The organism is Pseudomonas nicosulfuronedens, from assembly GCF_005877905.1.
Classification (GTDB): Bacteria; Pseudomonadota; Gammaproteobacteria; order Pseudomonadales; family Pseudomonadaceae; genus Pseudomonas; species Pseudomonas nicosulfuronedens.
On record NZ_SWDV01000025.1, the window covers coordinates 16,138 to 30,659 of the forward strand.

The following is a 14,522-nucleotide window of genomic DNA, read 5'->3' on the forward strand; positions in this document are numbered from 1 at the left end:
CCGCCTGTAGGAGTTACCTGATGAGATTGCCGATTTACCTCGACTACTCCGCCACCACCCCGGTGGATCCGCGTGTCGCTCAGAAAATGGCCGACTGCCTGCTGGTTGACGGCAATTTTGGCAACCCGGCTTCGCGTTCCCACCTCTTCGGCTGGAAGGCCGAGGAAGCGGCTGAAAACGCCCGTCGCCAGGTCGCCGAACTGGTCAATGCCGACCCCCGCGAGATCGTCTGGACTTCCGGTGCTACCGAGTCCGATAACCTCGCCGTCAAGGGGGTCGCGCACTTCTACGCGACCAAGGGCAAGCACATCATCACCTCGAAGATCGAGCACAAGGCGGTCCTGGATACCTGCCGCCAGCTGGAGCGCGAAGGCTTCGAAGTGACCTACCTGGAACCGACTCCCGAGGGCATCATCACCCCGGCGATGGTCGAGTCCGCCCTGCGTGACGACACCATCCTGGTCTCGGTCATGCACGTGAACAACGAAGTCGGCAGCATCAACGACATCGCCGCCATCGGCGAGCTGACCCGCTCGCGCGGCATTCTGCTGCACGTCGACGCCGCCCAGTCGGCCGGCAAGGTGGATATCGACCTGGAAAAACTCAAGGTCGACCTGATGTCCTTCTCTGCCCACAAGGTCTACGGCCCCAAAGGCATGGGTGCGCTGTACGTGCGCCGCAAGCCGCGCGTGCGCCTGGAAGCCCAGATGCACGGCGGTGGACACGAGCGCGGCATGCGTTCGGGTACCCTGGCGACCCACCAGATCGTCGGCATGGGCGAAGCCTTCCGCATCGCCAAGGAAGAAATGCACCAGGAAATGGCCCGCATCGAAGGCCTGCGCAAGCGCTTCTTCGATCAGGTTCAGGACCTGGAAGAGCTGTACCTCAATGGCAGCCCCACTTCCTACGCACCGAACATCCTCAACGTCAGCTTCAACTACGTTGAAGGCGAGTCGCTGATGATGTCGCTCAAGGACTTGGCCGTTTCGTCCGGTTCCGCCTGTACCTCGGCCTCGCTGGAGCCGTCCTACGTGCTCCGCGCCCTGGGTCGCAATGACGAACTGGCGCACAGCTCCATCCGTTTCAGCTTCGGCCGCTTCACCACTGAAGAAGAGGTCGATTACGCCGCCAAGAAGGTGGTGGAAGCCGTTTCCAAGCTGCGTGAGCTCTCGCCGCTGTGGGATATGTTCAAAGAGGGTGTCGACCTGTCCAAGGTCGAATGGCAGGCCCACTGACCCGCCCCATAGAAGTGAGGATTAGCCATGGCTTACAGTGACAAGGTCATCGACCACTACGAAAACCCGCGCAACGTCGGCAAGCTCAATGCCGAAGATCCGGACGTCGGCACCGGCATGGTCGGCGCGCCGGCCTGCGGCGACGTGATGCGCCTGCAGATCAAGGTCAACGAGCAGGGCGTTATCGAAGATGCCAAGTTCAAGACCTACGGCTGCGGTTCGGCCATCGCCTCCAGCTCCCTCGCCACCGAGTGGATGAAGGGCAAGACCCTGGACGAAGCCGAATCCATCAAGAACACCACCATCGCCGAAGAACTGGCCCTGCCGCCGGTGAAGATCCACTGCTCGGTACTCGCCGAGGACGCCATCAAGGCGGCCGTGCGCGACTACAAGCAGAAGAAAGGTCTGCTCTGAAGCGATTCGTTGAGTAAGGAGTTCCCATGGCCATCAGCATGACCGAATCCGCCGCCAATCACGTTCGCCGCTCCCTCGAGGGGCGCGGCAAGGGCGAGGGCATTCGTCTTGGCGTGCGCACCACCGGGTGTTCCGGGCTGGCCTATGTGCTGGAGTTCGTCGACGAGCTGGCAGCCGAGGATCAGGTCTTCGAGAGCCACGGCGTGAAGGTCATCATCGACCCGAAAAGCCTGGTCTACCTCGACGGCACCGAGTTGGACTTCACCAAGGAAGGCCTCAACGAGGGCTTCAAGTTCAACAACCCGAACGTGCGCGGTGAGTGTGGCTGCGGCGAAAGCTTCAACGTCTGAGGCTGGGTGTGGGTAGTCCCTGTCACTTCGCGCTGTTCGACCTGCAGCCGGGCTTCCGGATCGATCTGGAAGCCCTTGGCAATCGCTACCGGGAGTTGGTGCGAACCGTCCATCCGGACCGTTTCGCCGACGCTTCCGAGCGCGAGCAGCGACTGGCGCAGGCCAAGGCCGCCGAACTCAACGATGCCTACCAGACGCTGAAGAGCGTTCCGCGTCGTGCCCTGTACCTGCTGGCCCTGCGCGGCGATGCGCTGCCGCTGGAAGCCACGGTGCAGGATCCGGAGTTCCTCCTGCAGCAGATGCAGCTGCGCGAGGAACTGGAAGACCTGCAGGAAAGCGCCGATCTTGACGGTGTGGCGCAGTTCAAGCGTCAGCTGAAGTCCGCCCAGCAACGGCTGGAAGAGGATTTCGCCGATTGCTGGGATGACGCCGCCCGCCGCGACCTGGCTGAGCGCCTGGTGCGTCGCATGCAGTTCCTCGACAAGCTGGCGCAGGAAGTGCGGCAGCTGGAAGAGCGACTCGACGATTAATCCGCGCGGCCCGTGCCGCGCCCGATAGCCTGATTAGAAACCGCATGGCCCTACTGCAGATCGCCGAGCCCGGACAAAGCCCCCAGCCACACCAGCGTCGCCTGGCAGTGGGGATTGACCTGGGCACCACGAATTCCCTGGTCGCTGCCGTGCGCAGCGGCGTCGCGGCGCCGTTGCCGGACGACCGCGGCGAAGTGATCCTGCCTTCGGCAGTGCGTTACCTCGCCGATCGCATCGAGGTGGGTGAGAGCGTGCGCGCCACTGCCTCGCAAGACCCGTTGAACTCCATCATCTCGGTCAAGCGCTTCATGGGGCGCGGCCTCGAGGACGTGAAGCAGCTGGGCGGCCAATTGCCGTACCGCTTCACCCAGGGCGAATCGCACATGCCCTTCATCGAGACTGTCCAGGGCGCCAAGAGCCCCGTGGAAGTTTCGGCGGAAATCCTCCGCGTCCTGCGTCAGCGCGCCGAATCCACCCTGGGTGGCGAGCTGGTGGGGGCGGTGATCACTGTTCCTGCCTATTTCGATGACGCCCAGCGTCAGGCCACCAAGGACGCTGCGCGCCTGGCTGGTCTGCACGTGTTGCGTCTGCTCAACGAGCCGACCGCTGCCGCTGTGGCCTATGGCCTGGACAAGAATGCCGAAGGCCTGGTTGCCATCTACGACCTGGGCGGCGGTACTTTCGATATCTCCATCCTGCGCCTGACCCGTGGTGTCTTCGAGGTCCTGGCCACCGGTGGCGACACTGCCCTGGGTGGCGATGACTTCGACCATGTCATCGCCGGCTGGATCATCGAGCAGGCTGGTATCTCGGCTGACCTCGATCCGGGTGCCCAGCGCCGTCTGCTGCAGACTGCCTGTGCTGCCAAGGAAGCCCTGACCGACAGTGCCAGCGTTGCCGTAGCCTACGACGGTTGGGCTGGTGAGCTGACTCGCGCCCAGATGGATTTGCTGATTGACCCGCTGGTCCAGCGCAGCCTCAAGTCCTGCCGTCGTGCCGTGCGTGATTCCGGCATCGAACTGGAAGAAGTCAGCGCCGTGGTGATGGTGGGTGGCTCCACTCGCGTGCCTCGCGTTCGCGAGCTGGTGGGCGAGCTGTTCGGTCGCGAGCCGCTGACCGATATCGATCCGGATCAGGTGGTCGCCATCGGTGCCGCTATCCAGGCCGATGCCCTGGCGGGCAACAAACGCGGTGAAGAGCTGCTGCTGCTGGATGTGATTCCCCTGTCGCTCGGCCTGGAAACCATGGGTGGGCTGATGGAGAAGGTGATTCCGCGCAATACCACTATCCCGGTGGCGCGTGCCCAGGAATTCACCACCTACAAGGATGGCCAGACGGCCATGATGATTCACGTGCTGCAGGGCGAGCGTGAGCTGGTCAAGGACTGCCGGTCCCTGGCGCGCTTCGAGCTGCGCGGCATTCCGCCGATGGTGGCGGGCGCGGCGAAGATCCGCGTCAGCTTCCAGGTCGATGCCGATGGCCTGCTGGGCGTTTCCGCCCGCGAGCTGTCCTCCGGTGTCGAGGCGAGCATCCAGGTCAAGCCGTCCTACGGCCTGACCGACGGCGAAATCGCCCGCATGCTGCAGGATTCCTTCCAGTACGCTGGCGATGACATGGCCGCACGCACGTTGCGCGAGCAGCAGGTTGAGGCCCAGCGTCTGCTGGAGGCCGTGCAGTCCGCGCTGGATGCCGACGGCGAGCGCCTGCTGGAAGCCGATGAGCGCCTGGTCATCGATGCCGGCATGGACTCGCTGCGCGAGCTGGCTACCGGCAGTGATGCCGGTGCCATCGAACTACAGATCAAGCGTCTGTCCCAGCTGACCGACGCCTTTGCCGCGCGCCGTATGGACGCCACCGTCAAAGCCGCACTGGCCGGTCGCCGGCTCAACGAAATCGAGGAATAAGCGAAGATGCCGCAGATTGTCTTTCTGCCCCACGCCGAACACTGCCCCGAAGGTGCCGTGATCGAAGCCCAGCCGGGCGAAACCATCATGAAGGCGGCGCTGCGCAACGGCATCGAGATCGAGCACGCCTGCGAGATGTCCTGTGCTTGCACCACCTGCCACGTGGTCGTGCGTGAAGGCTTCAATTCCATGGAGGCCTCCGACGAGCTGGAAGACGACATGCTGGACAAGGCCTGGGGTCTGGAGCCGGATTCGCGCCTGTCCTGCCAGGCGGTGGTCGGCGAGACCGATCTGGTGGTGGAAATTCCGAAATACACCATCAACCAGGTGTCCGAAGGTCACTGAGGCGGAGCGTTCGCATGAGTCTGAAATGGGTTGATGTGCTCGAAATCGCCATCCAGCTGGCCGAATCCAAGCCGGACGTCGATCCGCGCTACGTGAATTTCGTCGATCTGCACCGTTGGGTGCTGGCATTGCCGGAGTTCAGCGACGATCCTTCCCGCGGCGGGGAAAAGGTCCTGGAGGCCATCCAGGCCGCCTGGATCGAAGAAGCCGACTGAGGGCGCGGCTCACCAGAGCCGCGTACCCATTTGTCATGAACCCGCGTATAATTCGCGGGTTTTATCTTTAGGTGAGCTGTCGAAAAATTCCCCGCGGGAATTTTCCAGTCGCCGGCCCTGTCGCAGTCGGGCCGGTTTCGCGGCTTCCGCCCATCGGGCGCGGCGCGCGGCAAACCCTAGAATCGCAGGAGCTCCTGGCCACGCCAGGGGCTTCTTGGCATTACCAACCTAGCTTTTCGGAGTTATTTCCATGGCCCTGCAACGTACCTTCTCCATCATCAAGCCCGACGCCGTTTCCAAGAACGTCATCGGCGAAATCCTGACCCGCTTCGAGAAAGCCGGCCTGCGCGTTGTCGCTTCCAAGATGGTTCAGCTGTCCGAGCGCGAAGCTGGCGGTTTCTATGCCGAGCACAAAGAGCGTCCCTTCTTCAAGGACCTGGTTTCCTTCATGACCTCCGGCCCGGTCGTTGTTCAGGTTCTGGAAGGCGAAGACGCCATCCTGCGCAACCGTGAGCTGATGGGCGCCACCGATCCGAAGAAAGCCGACGCTGGCACCATCCGCGCCGACTTCGCCGTTTCCATCGACGAGAACGCCGTACACGGTTCCGACTCGGAAGCTTCGGCTGCCCGCGAAATCGCTTACTTCTTCTCCAGCACCGAGGTGTGCGAGCGCATTCGCTGATAACGGCGAATGAGCGAGGGTGAATCCATGACTGATACCGCTGTAAAGGCCAACCTGCTGGGTATGACCAAGCCCCAGCTCGAGGAATTCTTCGAGTCCATCGGTGAAAAGCGCTTCCGCGCCGGCCAGGTGATGCAATGGATTCACCACTTTGGCGCTGTCGAATTCAGCGCCATGACGAACGTCGGCAAGGCCTTGCGCGAGAAGCTCGAAGCCGTTGCCGAAATTCGTCCTCCGGAGATCGTCAGCCAGGATATTTCCGCTGACGGTACCCGCAAGTGGGTGGTGCGCGTGGCTTCGGGCAGTTGCGTCGAGACCGTGTACATCCCGCAAGGCGGCCGCGGCACCCTGTGTGTGTCGTCGCAGGCCGGTTGCGCGCTGGATTGCAGCTTCTGCTCCACCGGCAAGCAAGGCTTCAACAGCGACCTGACCTCCGCCGAGATCATCGGTCAGGTGTGGATCGCCAACCAGTCGTTCGGGACTATCCCGGGCAAGATCGACCGTGCCATCACCAACGTGGTGATGATGGGCATGGGCGAGCCGCTGCTGAACTTCGACAATGTCGTGACCGCCATGAGCATCATGATGGAAGACCTCGGCTACGGCATTTCCAAGCGCAAGGTGACCCTGTCCACCTCCGGCGTGGTGCCGATGATCGACAAGCTCGCCGAAGTGACCGATGTGTCCCTGGCCCTGTCGCTGCACGCGCCCAACGACGAACTGCGCAACAAGCTGGTACCGATCAACAAGAAGTACCCGCTCGAGATGCTGCTCGATTCCTGCTACCGCTACATCACGCGCCTGGGCAAGGAACGCGTGCTGACGATCGAGTACACCCTGCTGGCCGGCGTCAACGACCAGCCCGAGCATGCTGAGCAGCTGATCGCACTGCTCAAGGATTTCCCTTGCAAGATCAACCTGATTCCGTTTAATCCGTTCCCGCATTCCGGTTACGAGCGTCCGAGCAACAATGCCATTCGCCGTTTCCAGGACATGCTGCACAAGAGCGGCTTCAACGTGACCGTTCGTACCACCCGTGGCGACGATATCGATGCCGCCTGTGGTCAGCTGGTAGGCCAGGTGATGGACCGCACCCGCCGCAGCGAACGTTATATTGCCGTACGTCAGCTGGCCGCCGATGCCGACCAGGCCGCGCCAGCTACCAACCGAAACTGAACTAGGGAGGATTCCGATGACCCTGCGCGCCGCGCTGTGCTTACTGTTGGCAACCGTGCTGACGGGTTGCGTGACGACTGGTAAACAGGATCCTCTGAAGACCGACAAGGGCCGGAACGAGGCGCGTGACGCCTACATCCAGCTGGGCATCGGTTACCTGCAGATGGGCAATACCGAGCAGGCCAAGGTGCCGCTGCGCCAGGCCCTGGACATCGATTCGTCCAGCGCGGACGCCCACGCTGCCCTGGCTGTGGTCTATCAGGTCGAGAAAGAGCCCAAGCTCGCCGAGAGCGAGTTCCGCAAGGCGTTGTCCTCGCGCTCGGGCGATGCGCGCATCCTGAACAACTACGGCGGTTTCCTGTTCGAGCAGAAGCGCTACCAGGAGGCCTACGACACCTACATGAAGGCTACCGAAGACGGGCTCTATTCCGAGCGTTCGCGCGTCTTCGAGAACCTCGGTCTGGTAAGCCTGAAGCTGAACAACCGGGCGCAGGCCAAGGAATTCTTCGAGAAGGCCATCCGCCTGAATCGCAATTCGACGGGCGCGCTGCTCGAGTCGGCTGAACTGAACTACCAGGATCGCGAGTACGTGCCGGCTCGCGCCTACTACGAGGAATACCTCAAGCGGGGCCCGCAGACCGCGCGCAGCCTGCTGCTGGGGATTCGACTGGCAAAGATCTACGACGACCGGGATACCGCTGCCAGCTACGGGCTGCAACTCAAGCGCCTGTATCCCGCTTCTCCTGAATACCAGGCATACCAGGCGGATAAATGATGAATACGTCGCAGTCCGATGTCATCGGCACGACCCGCGCCAACCCTGGCGAAACCCTGCGCCAGGCGCGCGAGAACAAGGGCTGGAGCACCGCTCAGGTCGCCGGCCAGCTGAACCTGACCGAGAATGCACTGCGCCAACTGGAGCAGGGCTCGTTCGACCAGTTGCCGGGCCACACCTTCGCCCGTGGCTACATCCGCGCCTACGCCAAGCTGCTGGGCATGGACCAGGCCCAGATGGTCACTGCCTTCGACCAGTACACCGGAACCGACGCCACCGGCAGCAACGTCCAGGCGCTGGGGCGCGTGGTCGAGCCGGTACGGCTATCGCGTAACCTGCTGCGCCTGTTCAGCCTGGCGCTGTTGGCCGTGCTCATCGGCTTCGGCTACTTCTGGTGGCAGGAGCGTGCTGCGCGCCCGGCCGAGACCGGTAGCCTGAACATGGAGCATGTCGAGGTCGAAAGCGCCGACGGCACCACCGAAATCCATACCCTCGACGAGCCGGAAGACCAGGCCGTCGCCGAAGACCAGGCCAATACTCCGGCGGTTCCGACCGAGCCGGCCGGCGACAATGGCAGCGCCGAGGCTCCGGCCGAAGGCACTCCGCCGGCGGTCACTGCTCCGGCAGTTCCGGGCGCCCCGGCCGTTGCCGAAACCGCTCCGGCCCAGGCCCCGGTGGTTCCTGCCCAGCCGGCTGCTGCGCAGCAGCCCGTCGCTCCGGCCAGCCCGGCCGCTCCGGTTGTCCCAGCGGCTCCGACCGAGTCGCCTGCCGCTCCGGTGGTCGCTTCCGCTGGCCAGGGCGTGGTCAAGGTTCAATTCAGCGCCGATTGCTGGACTCAGGTGACCGATGCCGATGGCAAGGTTGTCCTCGAGGGCCTCAAGCGCAAGGGTGATTCGCTGGAAGTCGCCGCCAAGGCACCGGTCCAGCTGCGCCTGGGCTTCGCCCAGGGCGCCCAGGTCAGCTACAACGGCCAGCCGGTCGAAGTCACACCGGCGCGCGGTGGCACCGCTCGCCTGAAGTTGGGTGGACAGTAAGATGCATTGCGAGTCTCCGATCAAACGTCGCCTGTCCCGCAAGATCTGGGTGGGTAACGTGCCGGTGGGTGGGGACGCCCCCATCGCCGTGCAGAGCATGACCAACACCGACACGCTGGATGTGGCGGCCACCGTGGCCCAGATCCGTCGTCTGGAAGACGCAGGCGCCGACATCGTCCGCGTCTCCGTGCCGGACATGGACGCCGCCGAGGCGTTCGGCAAGATCAAGCAGCAGGTGAAGGTCCCGCTGGTTGCCGATATCCACTTCGACTACAAGATCGCCCTGCGCGTGGCCGAACTGGGCGTCGACTGCCTGCGTATCAACCCCGGCAACATCGGTCGCGAAGATCGTGTGAAGGCCGTTGTGGATGCCGCCCGCGACAAGAACATCCCGATTCGCATCGGCGTCAACGCCGGTTCGCTGGAGAAGGACCTGCAGAAGAAATACGGCGAGCCGACCCCGGAAGCTCTGCTGGAGTCGGCCATGCGCCACGTCGACCACCTGCAGCGCCTGGACTTCCAGAACTTCAAGGTCAGCGTGAAGGCTTCCGACGTGTTCATGGCCGTCGCCGCCTACCGCCTGCTGGCCAAAGAGATCGAGCAACCCCTGCACCTGGGGATCACCGAAGCCGGTGGCCTGCGCTCGGGTACCGTGAAGTCCGCCGTGGGCCTGGGCATGCTGCTCGCCGAAGGCATCGGCGACACCATCCGCATCTCGCTCGCCGCCGACCCGGTGGAAGAGATCAAGGTCGGCTTTGACATCCTCAAGTCGCTGCGCCTGCGCTCCCGTGGCATCAACTTCATCGCCTGCCCGAGCTGCTCGAGGCAGAACTTCGATGTGGTCAAGACCATGAACGAGCTGGAAGGCCGCCTGGAGGACCTGCTGGTGCCGCTGGACGTCGCCGTGATCGGCTGCGTGGTCAACGGGCCGGGCGAAGCCAAGGAGGCCCACATCGGCCTCACCGGCGGCACCCCGAGCAACCTGATCTATATCGACGGCAAGCCGGCGCAGAAGCTGCAGAACGATAACCTGGTGGATGAGCTGGAACGGCTGATCCGCGAAAAAGCGGCCGAGAAGGCCGAGGCCGACGCCGCACTCATCGTGCGCGGCTGACCGCAACAAGGATCCTAAGTGAGCAAGTCCCTGCAAGCCATCCGTGGCATGAACGACATCCTGCCGGACCAGACCCCGGCCTGGCGCTATCTGGAACGCACCTTCGCCGGCCTGCTGGACAGCTACGGCTACAGCGAGATCCGCCTGCCGATCCTCGAGTTCACCGAGCTCTTCGCCCGCGGCATCGGCGAAGGCACCGACGTGGTCGACAAGGAGATGTACACCTTCCTCGACCGCAACGGCGAATCCCTGACCATGCGTCCGGAAGGCACTGCGGGCTGCGTACGCGCTGTGCTGGAGCATGGCCTGTCGGGCGGCGGCCAGGTACAGAAGCTGTGGTACACCGGCCCGATGTTCCGCTACGAGAAGCCGCAGAAAGGCCGCTATCGCCAGTTCCACCAGATCGGCGTGGAAGTCTTCAACCTGCCCGGCCCGGACATCGACGCCGAACTGATCATCCTCACCTGGCGACTGTGGCAGAAGCTGGGCATGGCCGACGCCGTGACCCTGCAGCTGAACACCCTGGGTTCCAGCGAAGCCCGCGCGCGCTATCGCGATGACCTGGTGGCCTACCTGCAGGAACGCTTCGAGCAGCTGGACGAAGACAGCCAGCGCCGCATGACCACCAACCCGCTGCGCATCCTCGACAGCAAGGTCGAGAGTACCCAGGCCCTGCTGGTAGGCGCGCCGAGCCTGCACGACTACCTGGACGATGAGTCGATCGCTCACTTCGAGGGTCTGAAGGCCCGCCTGGATGCGGTCGGCCTGCGCTACGAAATCAACCAGAAGCTGGTACGTGGCCTGGACTACTACTGCCGCACCGCTTTCGAATGGGTCACCGACAAGCTCGGGGCCCAGGGCACCGTCTGCGGCGGGGGCCGCTACGACGGCCTGGTCAGCCAGTTCGGCGGCAAGCCGACTCCGGGCGTTGGCTTTGCCATGGGCGTGGAACGCCTGGTGCTGCTGCTGGAAACCCTGGGCGTGGTCCCGGCCGAGCTGAACCGTCCGGCTGACCTCTATGTCTGCGCCTTTGGCGAGCCGGCCGAGCTGGCTGCGCTGACCCTGGCGGAGAAGCTGCGTGAGGCCATTCCGGGCCTGCGTCTGCTGGTCAACGCCGGTGCCGGCAGCTTCAAGAGCCAGTTCAAGAAGGCCGACAAGAGCGGCGCACAGTTCGCAATGATTCTGGGTGACGACGAACTGGCCAACCGCGTGGTAGGTTTCAAGCCCCTGCGTGGCGAGGGCGAACAACAGAATATCGCCTGGGATGCTCTGCCCGAGCACCTGGCTGCCTGCCTCCAGCAGGCCTGAATCGAGCGGATAGGAGTATTGGGGTGAGTAACCGTACCGAAGAAGAACAGATCGCTGACATCAAGGACTGGTGGCAGCGTAACGGCATGCCCCTGCTGACCGGCGCCGCTCTGGCGCTGATCGTGGTGTTCGGCTGGCAGGCCTGGAAAAAGTACCAGAACAACCAGTCCCAGGGTGCCTCCATCATTTACCAGGCCCTGCTGGAAACTGCGCTGAACCCGACTGGCAAGCCCGACACCGCCAAGGTCGCCGAGCTCGCTGGCAAGCTGAATACCGACTTCGCCGGCACTCCGTACGCCCAGTACGGCCGCCTGTTCGTCGCCAAGGTCGCGGTGGACAGCGGCAAGCTGGATGACGCCGCCCTTGAGCTCAAGGCCGTGGTCGACAAGCCGGTTGACGCTACCCTCGGCGAGCTGGCCCGCCAGCGCCTGGCCCGTGTCCTGGCTGCCCAGGGCAAGGCCGAAGAGGGTCTGAAGCTGCTCGACGGCAACGTCGACAAAGCCTACGTTGCCACCCGCGAAGAGCTGCGCGGCGACCTGCTGTTGCAGCTCAAGCGCAATGACGACGCCCGCGTCGCCTACGAAAAGGCCAAGGCTGCCCTGCCGGAAGATGCCGCCGTAGGCGCGCTGCAGATGAAACTCGACGACCTGGCCAAGGGAGACGCCTGAGATGTTGCGTTGGAAACACGTTGCACTGCTGGCACTGACCCTGATGGCTGTGGGTTGCAGCAGCAATAGCAAGAAAGAACTGCCGCCGGCGGAACTGACCGATTTCAAGGAAGAGGTCCGCCTGGAGAAACAGTGGAGCCGCTCGATCGGTGATGGCCAGGGCGACCTGTACAACCTGCTGGAGCCCGCCGTGGATGGCCAGACCATCTACGCCGCGTCTGCCGAAGGCCGCGTCATGGCCATGCAGCGCGAGACCGGCGAAGTGCTGTGGAAGAAAGACCTCGATCTGCCGATCTCCGGCGCCGTTGGCGTGGGCAGCGGCATGGTCCTGCTGGGCACCCTGCGTGGCGACGTGATCGCCCTGGACTCCGGTTCCGGCGAGCAGAAGTGGCGCGCCAAGGTCACCAGCGAAGTGCTGGCTGCCCCGGCCACCAACGGCGACGTGGTGGTGGTGCAGACCCAGGACGACAAGCTGATCGGCTTCGATGCCTCCAGCGGCAACCAGCGCTGGATCTACGAAGGCACCGTACCGGTACTGACCCTGCGCGGTACTGGCGCTCCGCTGATCGCGGGTCGCCTGGCCCTGGCCGGCCTGGCCAGCGGCAAGGTCGTCGCGGTGGACGTGGAGCGTGGCCTGCCGGTCTGGGAAGCGCGCGTTGCGATTCCGCAAGGCCGTTCCGAGCTGGACCGCGTCGTCGATATCGACGGCGGCCTGCTGCTGGTCGACGACGTTCTTTATGTCGCCAGCTATCAGGGCCGCGCTGCGGCACTGGATGTAGGTACTGGTCGCGTGCTTTGGCAGCGTGAAGCTTCCAGCTACGTCGGCGTCGCCGAAGGTACTGGCAGCGTGTTCATCAGCCAGTCCAGCGGCACTGTGGAAAGCCTCGATTCCCGTGGTTCGTCCTCGCTGTGGAGCAACGACGCTCTGGCTCGCCGCCAGCTGTCCGCTCCTGCCGTGCTGTCGAGCAACGTAGTGGTCGGTGACCTGGAAGGTTACGTGCACCTGCTGAGTCAGGTGGACGGTCGTTTCGTTGGCCGCGAGAAGGTCGACGGTGACGGCGTGCGGGTTCGCCCGCTGGTAGTCGGCAGCTGGATGTACGTGTTCGGCAACAGCGGTAAGCTGGCCGCCTACACGATTCGCTAAGCTGAGTGTTACTGCCGGCCGCTGCCGTGAAAAACGGCAGCGGCCGTCGTGTTTTCTGAAAATCAAATTTCCTGGAGAGCCGCATGGTTCCCGTAATAGCCCTGGTGGGCCGCCCGAACGTCGGCAAGTCCACCCTGTTCAACCGCCTGACCCGCACCCGTGACGCCATCGTCGCCGAGTACGCAGGTCTGACCCGAGACCGCCAGTACGGCGAGGCCAAGTGGCAGGGCAAGAAATTCATCGTCATCGATACCGGTGGTATTTCCGGTGACGAAGAGGGTATCGACGCCAAGATGGCCGAGCAGTCGCTGCAGGCCATCGAAGAGGCCGATGCCGTCCTGTTCATGGTCGACTCCCGCGCCGGCCTCACCGCCGCCGACGAGATGATCGGCGAGCACCTGCGCAAGAAGAACAAGCGCACCTACCTGGTGGCCAACAAGGTCGACACCGTCGATCCGGACATCGCCCGCGCCGAGTTCAGCCCGCTGGCCCTGGGGCACGCGATCCCGATCGCCGCCGCCCACGGCCGTGGCATCACCCAGATGCTCCAGGAAGCCCTGGGCGAGATGTTCGCTCCCGAGCCGGAAGCGCCGGAAGACAACGACCTGCCCAGCGAGCTGGAAGAGGTCGCCGAGGGTGAGGAAGCCAAGCGCATTCCCGGCCCGAGCGAGAAGGATGGCATCAAGATCGCCATCATCGGCCGGCCCAACGTCGGCAAGTCCACCCTGGTCAACCGCATGCTCGGTGAAGAGCGGGTGATCGTGTACGACCAGGCCGGCACCACCCGCGACAGTATCTACATCCCCTTCGAGCGCAACGAAGAGAAGTACACCCTGATCGACACCGCCGGCGTACGCCGCCGCGGCAAGATCTTCGAGGCGGTGGAAAAGTTCTCCGTGGTGAAGACCCTGCAGGCGATCCAGGACGCCAACGTGGTCATCTTCGTCATGGACGCCCGCGAAGGCGTGGTCGAACACGACCTCAACCTGCTCGGTTTCGTGCTGGAGACCGGCCGTGCGCTGGTCATCGTGCTGAACAAGTGGGACGGCATGGAGTCGGCCGAGCGCGACTACGTGAAGACCGAACTCGAGCGCCGGCTGATGTTCGCCGACTTCGCCGATATCCACTTCATCTCCGCGCTGCACGGCACTGGCGTTGGCCACCTGTACAAGTCGGTGCAGGACTCCTTCCGTTCCGCCGTGACGCGCTGGCCCACCAGCAAGCTCACGCAGATCCTCGAGGACGCCATCCAGGTCCACCAGCCGCCGATGGTCAACGGCCGCCGCATCAAGCTGCGCTATGCGCACCTGGGCGGCGCCAACCCGCCGCTGATCGTGATCCACGGCAACCAGGTGGACGCGGTGCCCAAGGCGTATACCCGCTACCTGGAGAAGACCTTCCGCCGCGTGCTGAAGCTGGTCGGCACGCCGATCCGCATCGAGTACAAGGGCGGTGACAACCCGTTCGAGGGCAAGAAGACCCAGCTCACCGATCGCCAGGTCAACAAGAAGCGCCGCCTGATGTCGCACCACAAGAAGGCGGAGAAGAAGAAGAAGGACAAACGTAAATAACGTCTGTCAGGCTTTAGACCGCAAGCCGCAGGCGATAGAGTAGGGACTTCCCTCTCA

Annotated in this window: 16 protein-coding genes; all 16 read left to right on the forward strand. The window is 63.8% G+C overall.

Annotated elements, in window-relative coordinates:
• Positions 1–20 precede the first annotated feature (20 nt).
• The 16 genes from FAS41_RS18990 (at position 21) to der (ending at position 14,465) form a co-directional block, all read left to right on the forward strand.
• A complete protein-coding gene (locus FAS41_RS18990) occupies positions 21–1,235 on the forward strand; it encodes an IscS subfamily cysteine desulfurase (protein WP_138524974.1) in 1,215 nt (404 codons plus the stop codon).
• Between the two features lie 27 nt (positions 1,236–1,262).
• On the forward strand, positions 1,263–1,649 hold the full coding sequence (gene iscU, locus FAS41_RS18995; RefSeq protein ID WP_015478505.1) for a Fe-S cluster assembly scaffold IscU: 387 nt from the start codon (positions 1,263–1,265) through the stop codon (positions 1,647–1,649).
• Between the two features lie 26 nt (positions 1,650–1,675).
• Positions 1,676–1,999 carry an iron-sulfur cluster assembly protein IscA gene (gene iscA, locus FAS41_RS19000; RefSeq protein ID WP_017522292.1) on the forward strand — a complete coding sequence of 108 codons (324 nt, stop codon included), beginning with the start codon at positions 1,676–1,678 and terminating at the stop codon, positions 1,997–1,999.
• Positions 2,000–2,007: 8 nt separating this feature from the next.
• Positions 2,008–2,529 carry a co-chaperone HscB gene (gene hscB, locus FAS41_RS19005; protein ID WP_138524976.1) on the forward strand — a complete coding sequence of 174 codons (522 nt, stop codon included), beginning with the start codon at positions 2,008–2,010 and terminating at the stop codon, positions 2,527–2,529.
• A gap of 44 nt (positions 2,530–2,573) precedes the next feature.
• On the forward strand, positions 2,574–4,433 hold the full coding sequence (gene hscA / locus FAS41_RS19010) for a Fe-S protein assembly chaperone HscA (protein WP_138524977.1): 1,860 nt from the start codon (positions 2,574–2,576) through the stop codon (positions 4,431–4,433).
• Positions 4,434–4,439: 6 nt separating this feature from the next.
• Entirely contained in the window at positions 4,440–4,778 is a 339-nt protein-coding gene (gene fdx / locus FAS41_RS19015) for an ISC system 2Fe-2S type ferredoxin (protein ID WP_081515975.1), read from the forward strand.
• Between the two features lie 14 nt (positions 4,779–4,792).
• Positions 4,793–4,993 (forward strand): Fe-S cluster assembly protein IscX, encoded by a 201-nt coding sequence (gene iscX / locus FAS41_RS19020; RefSeq protein ID WP_017522288.1) that lies wholly within the window; start codon positions 4,793–4,795, stop codon positions 4,991–4,993.
• Between the two features lie 250 nt (positions 4,994–5,243).
• A complete protein-coding gene (ndk, locus tag FAS41_RS19025) occupies positions 5,244–5,675 on the forward strand; it encodes a nucleoside-diphosphate kinase (protein ID WP_024762960.1) in 432 nt (143 codons plus the stop codon).
• Between the two features lie 27 nt (positions 5,676–5,702).
• Entirely contained in the window at positions 5,703–6,851 is a 1,149-nt protein-coding gene (rlmN, locus tag FAS41_RS19030; protein WP_138524979.1) for a dual-specificity RNA methyltransferase RlmN, read from the forward strand.
• A 16-nt stretch (positions 6,852–6,867) separates the two neighbouring features.
• Complete coding sequence (pilW, locus tag FAS41_RS19035; RefSeq protein WP_138524981.1) at positions 6,868–7,626, forward strand: type IV pilus biogenesis/stability protein PilW; 759 nt, start codon at positions 6,868–6,870, stop codon at positions 7,624–7,626.
• Positions 7,623–8,660 (forward strand): RodZ domain-containing protein, encoded by a 1,038-nt coding sequence (locus FAS41_RS19040; protein ID WP_171049516.1) that lies wholly within the window; start codon positions 7,623–7,625, stop codon positions 8,658–8,660. The genes pilW and FAS41_RS19040 overlap by 4 nt, the downstream gene beginning before the upstream one ends.
• A 1-nt stretch (position 8,661) precedes the next feature.
• Entirely contained in the window at positions 8,662–9,774 is a 1,113-nt protein-coding gene (ispG, locus tag FAS41_RS19045) for a flavodoxin-dependent (E)-4-hydroxy-3-methylbut-2-enyl-diphosphate synthase (protein WP_138524985.1), read from the forward strand.
• A gap of 18 nt (positions 9,775–9,792) precedes the next feature.
• The gene (gene hisS, locus FAS41_RS19050; RefSeq protein ID WP_138524987.1) at positions 9,793–11,082 is read left to right on the forward strand and encodes a histidine--tRNA ligase; all 1,290 of its coding nucleotides are present in this window, start codon (positions 9,793–9,795) and stop codon (positions 11,080–11,082) included.
• Between the two features lie 23 nt (positions 11,083–11,105).
• On the forward strand, positions 11,106–11,750 hold the full coding sequence (locus FAS41_RS19055) for a YfgM family protein (protein WP_138524989.1): 645 nt from the start codon (positions 11,106–11,108) through the stop codon (positions 11,748–11,750).
• Between the two features lies 1 nt (position 11,751).
• Positions 11,752–12,894 (forward strand): outer membrane protein assembly factor BamB, encoded by a 1,143-nt coding sequence (gene bamB / locus FAS41_RS19060; RefSeq protein ID WP_138524991.1) that lies wholly within the window; start codon positions 11,752–11,754, stop codon positions 12,892–12,894.
• Between the two features lie 83 nt (positions 12,895–12,977).
• The gene (gene der / locus FAS41_RS19065) at positions 12,978–14,465 is read left to right on the forward strand and encodes a ribosome biogenesis GTPase Der (RefSeq protein ID WP_138524993.1); all 1,488 of its coding nucleotides are present in this window, start codon (positions 12,978–12,980) and stop codon (positions 14,463–14,465) included.
• The last annotated feature ends 57 nt before the right edge of the window (positions 14,466–14,522 follow it).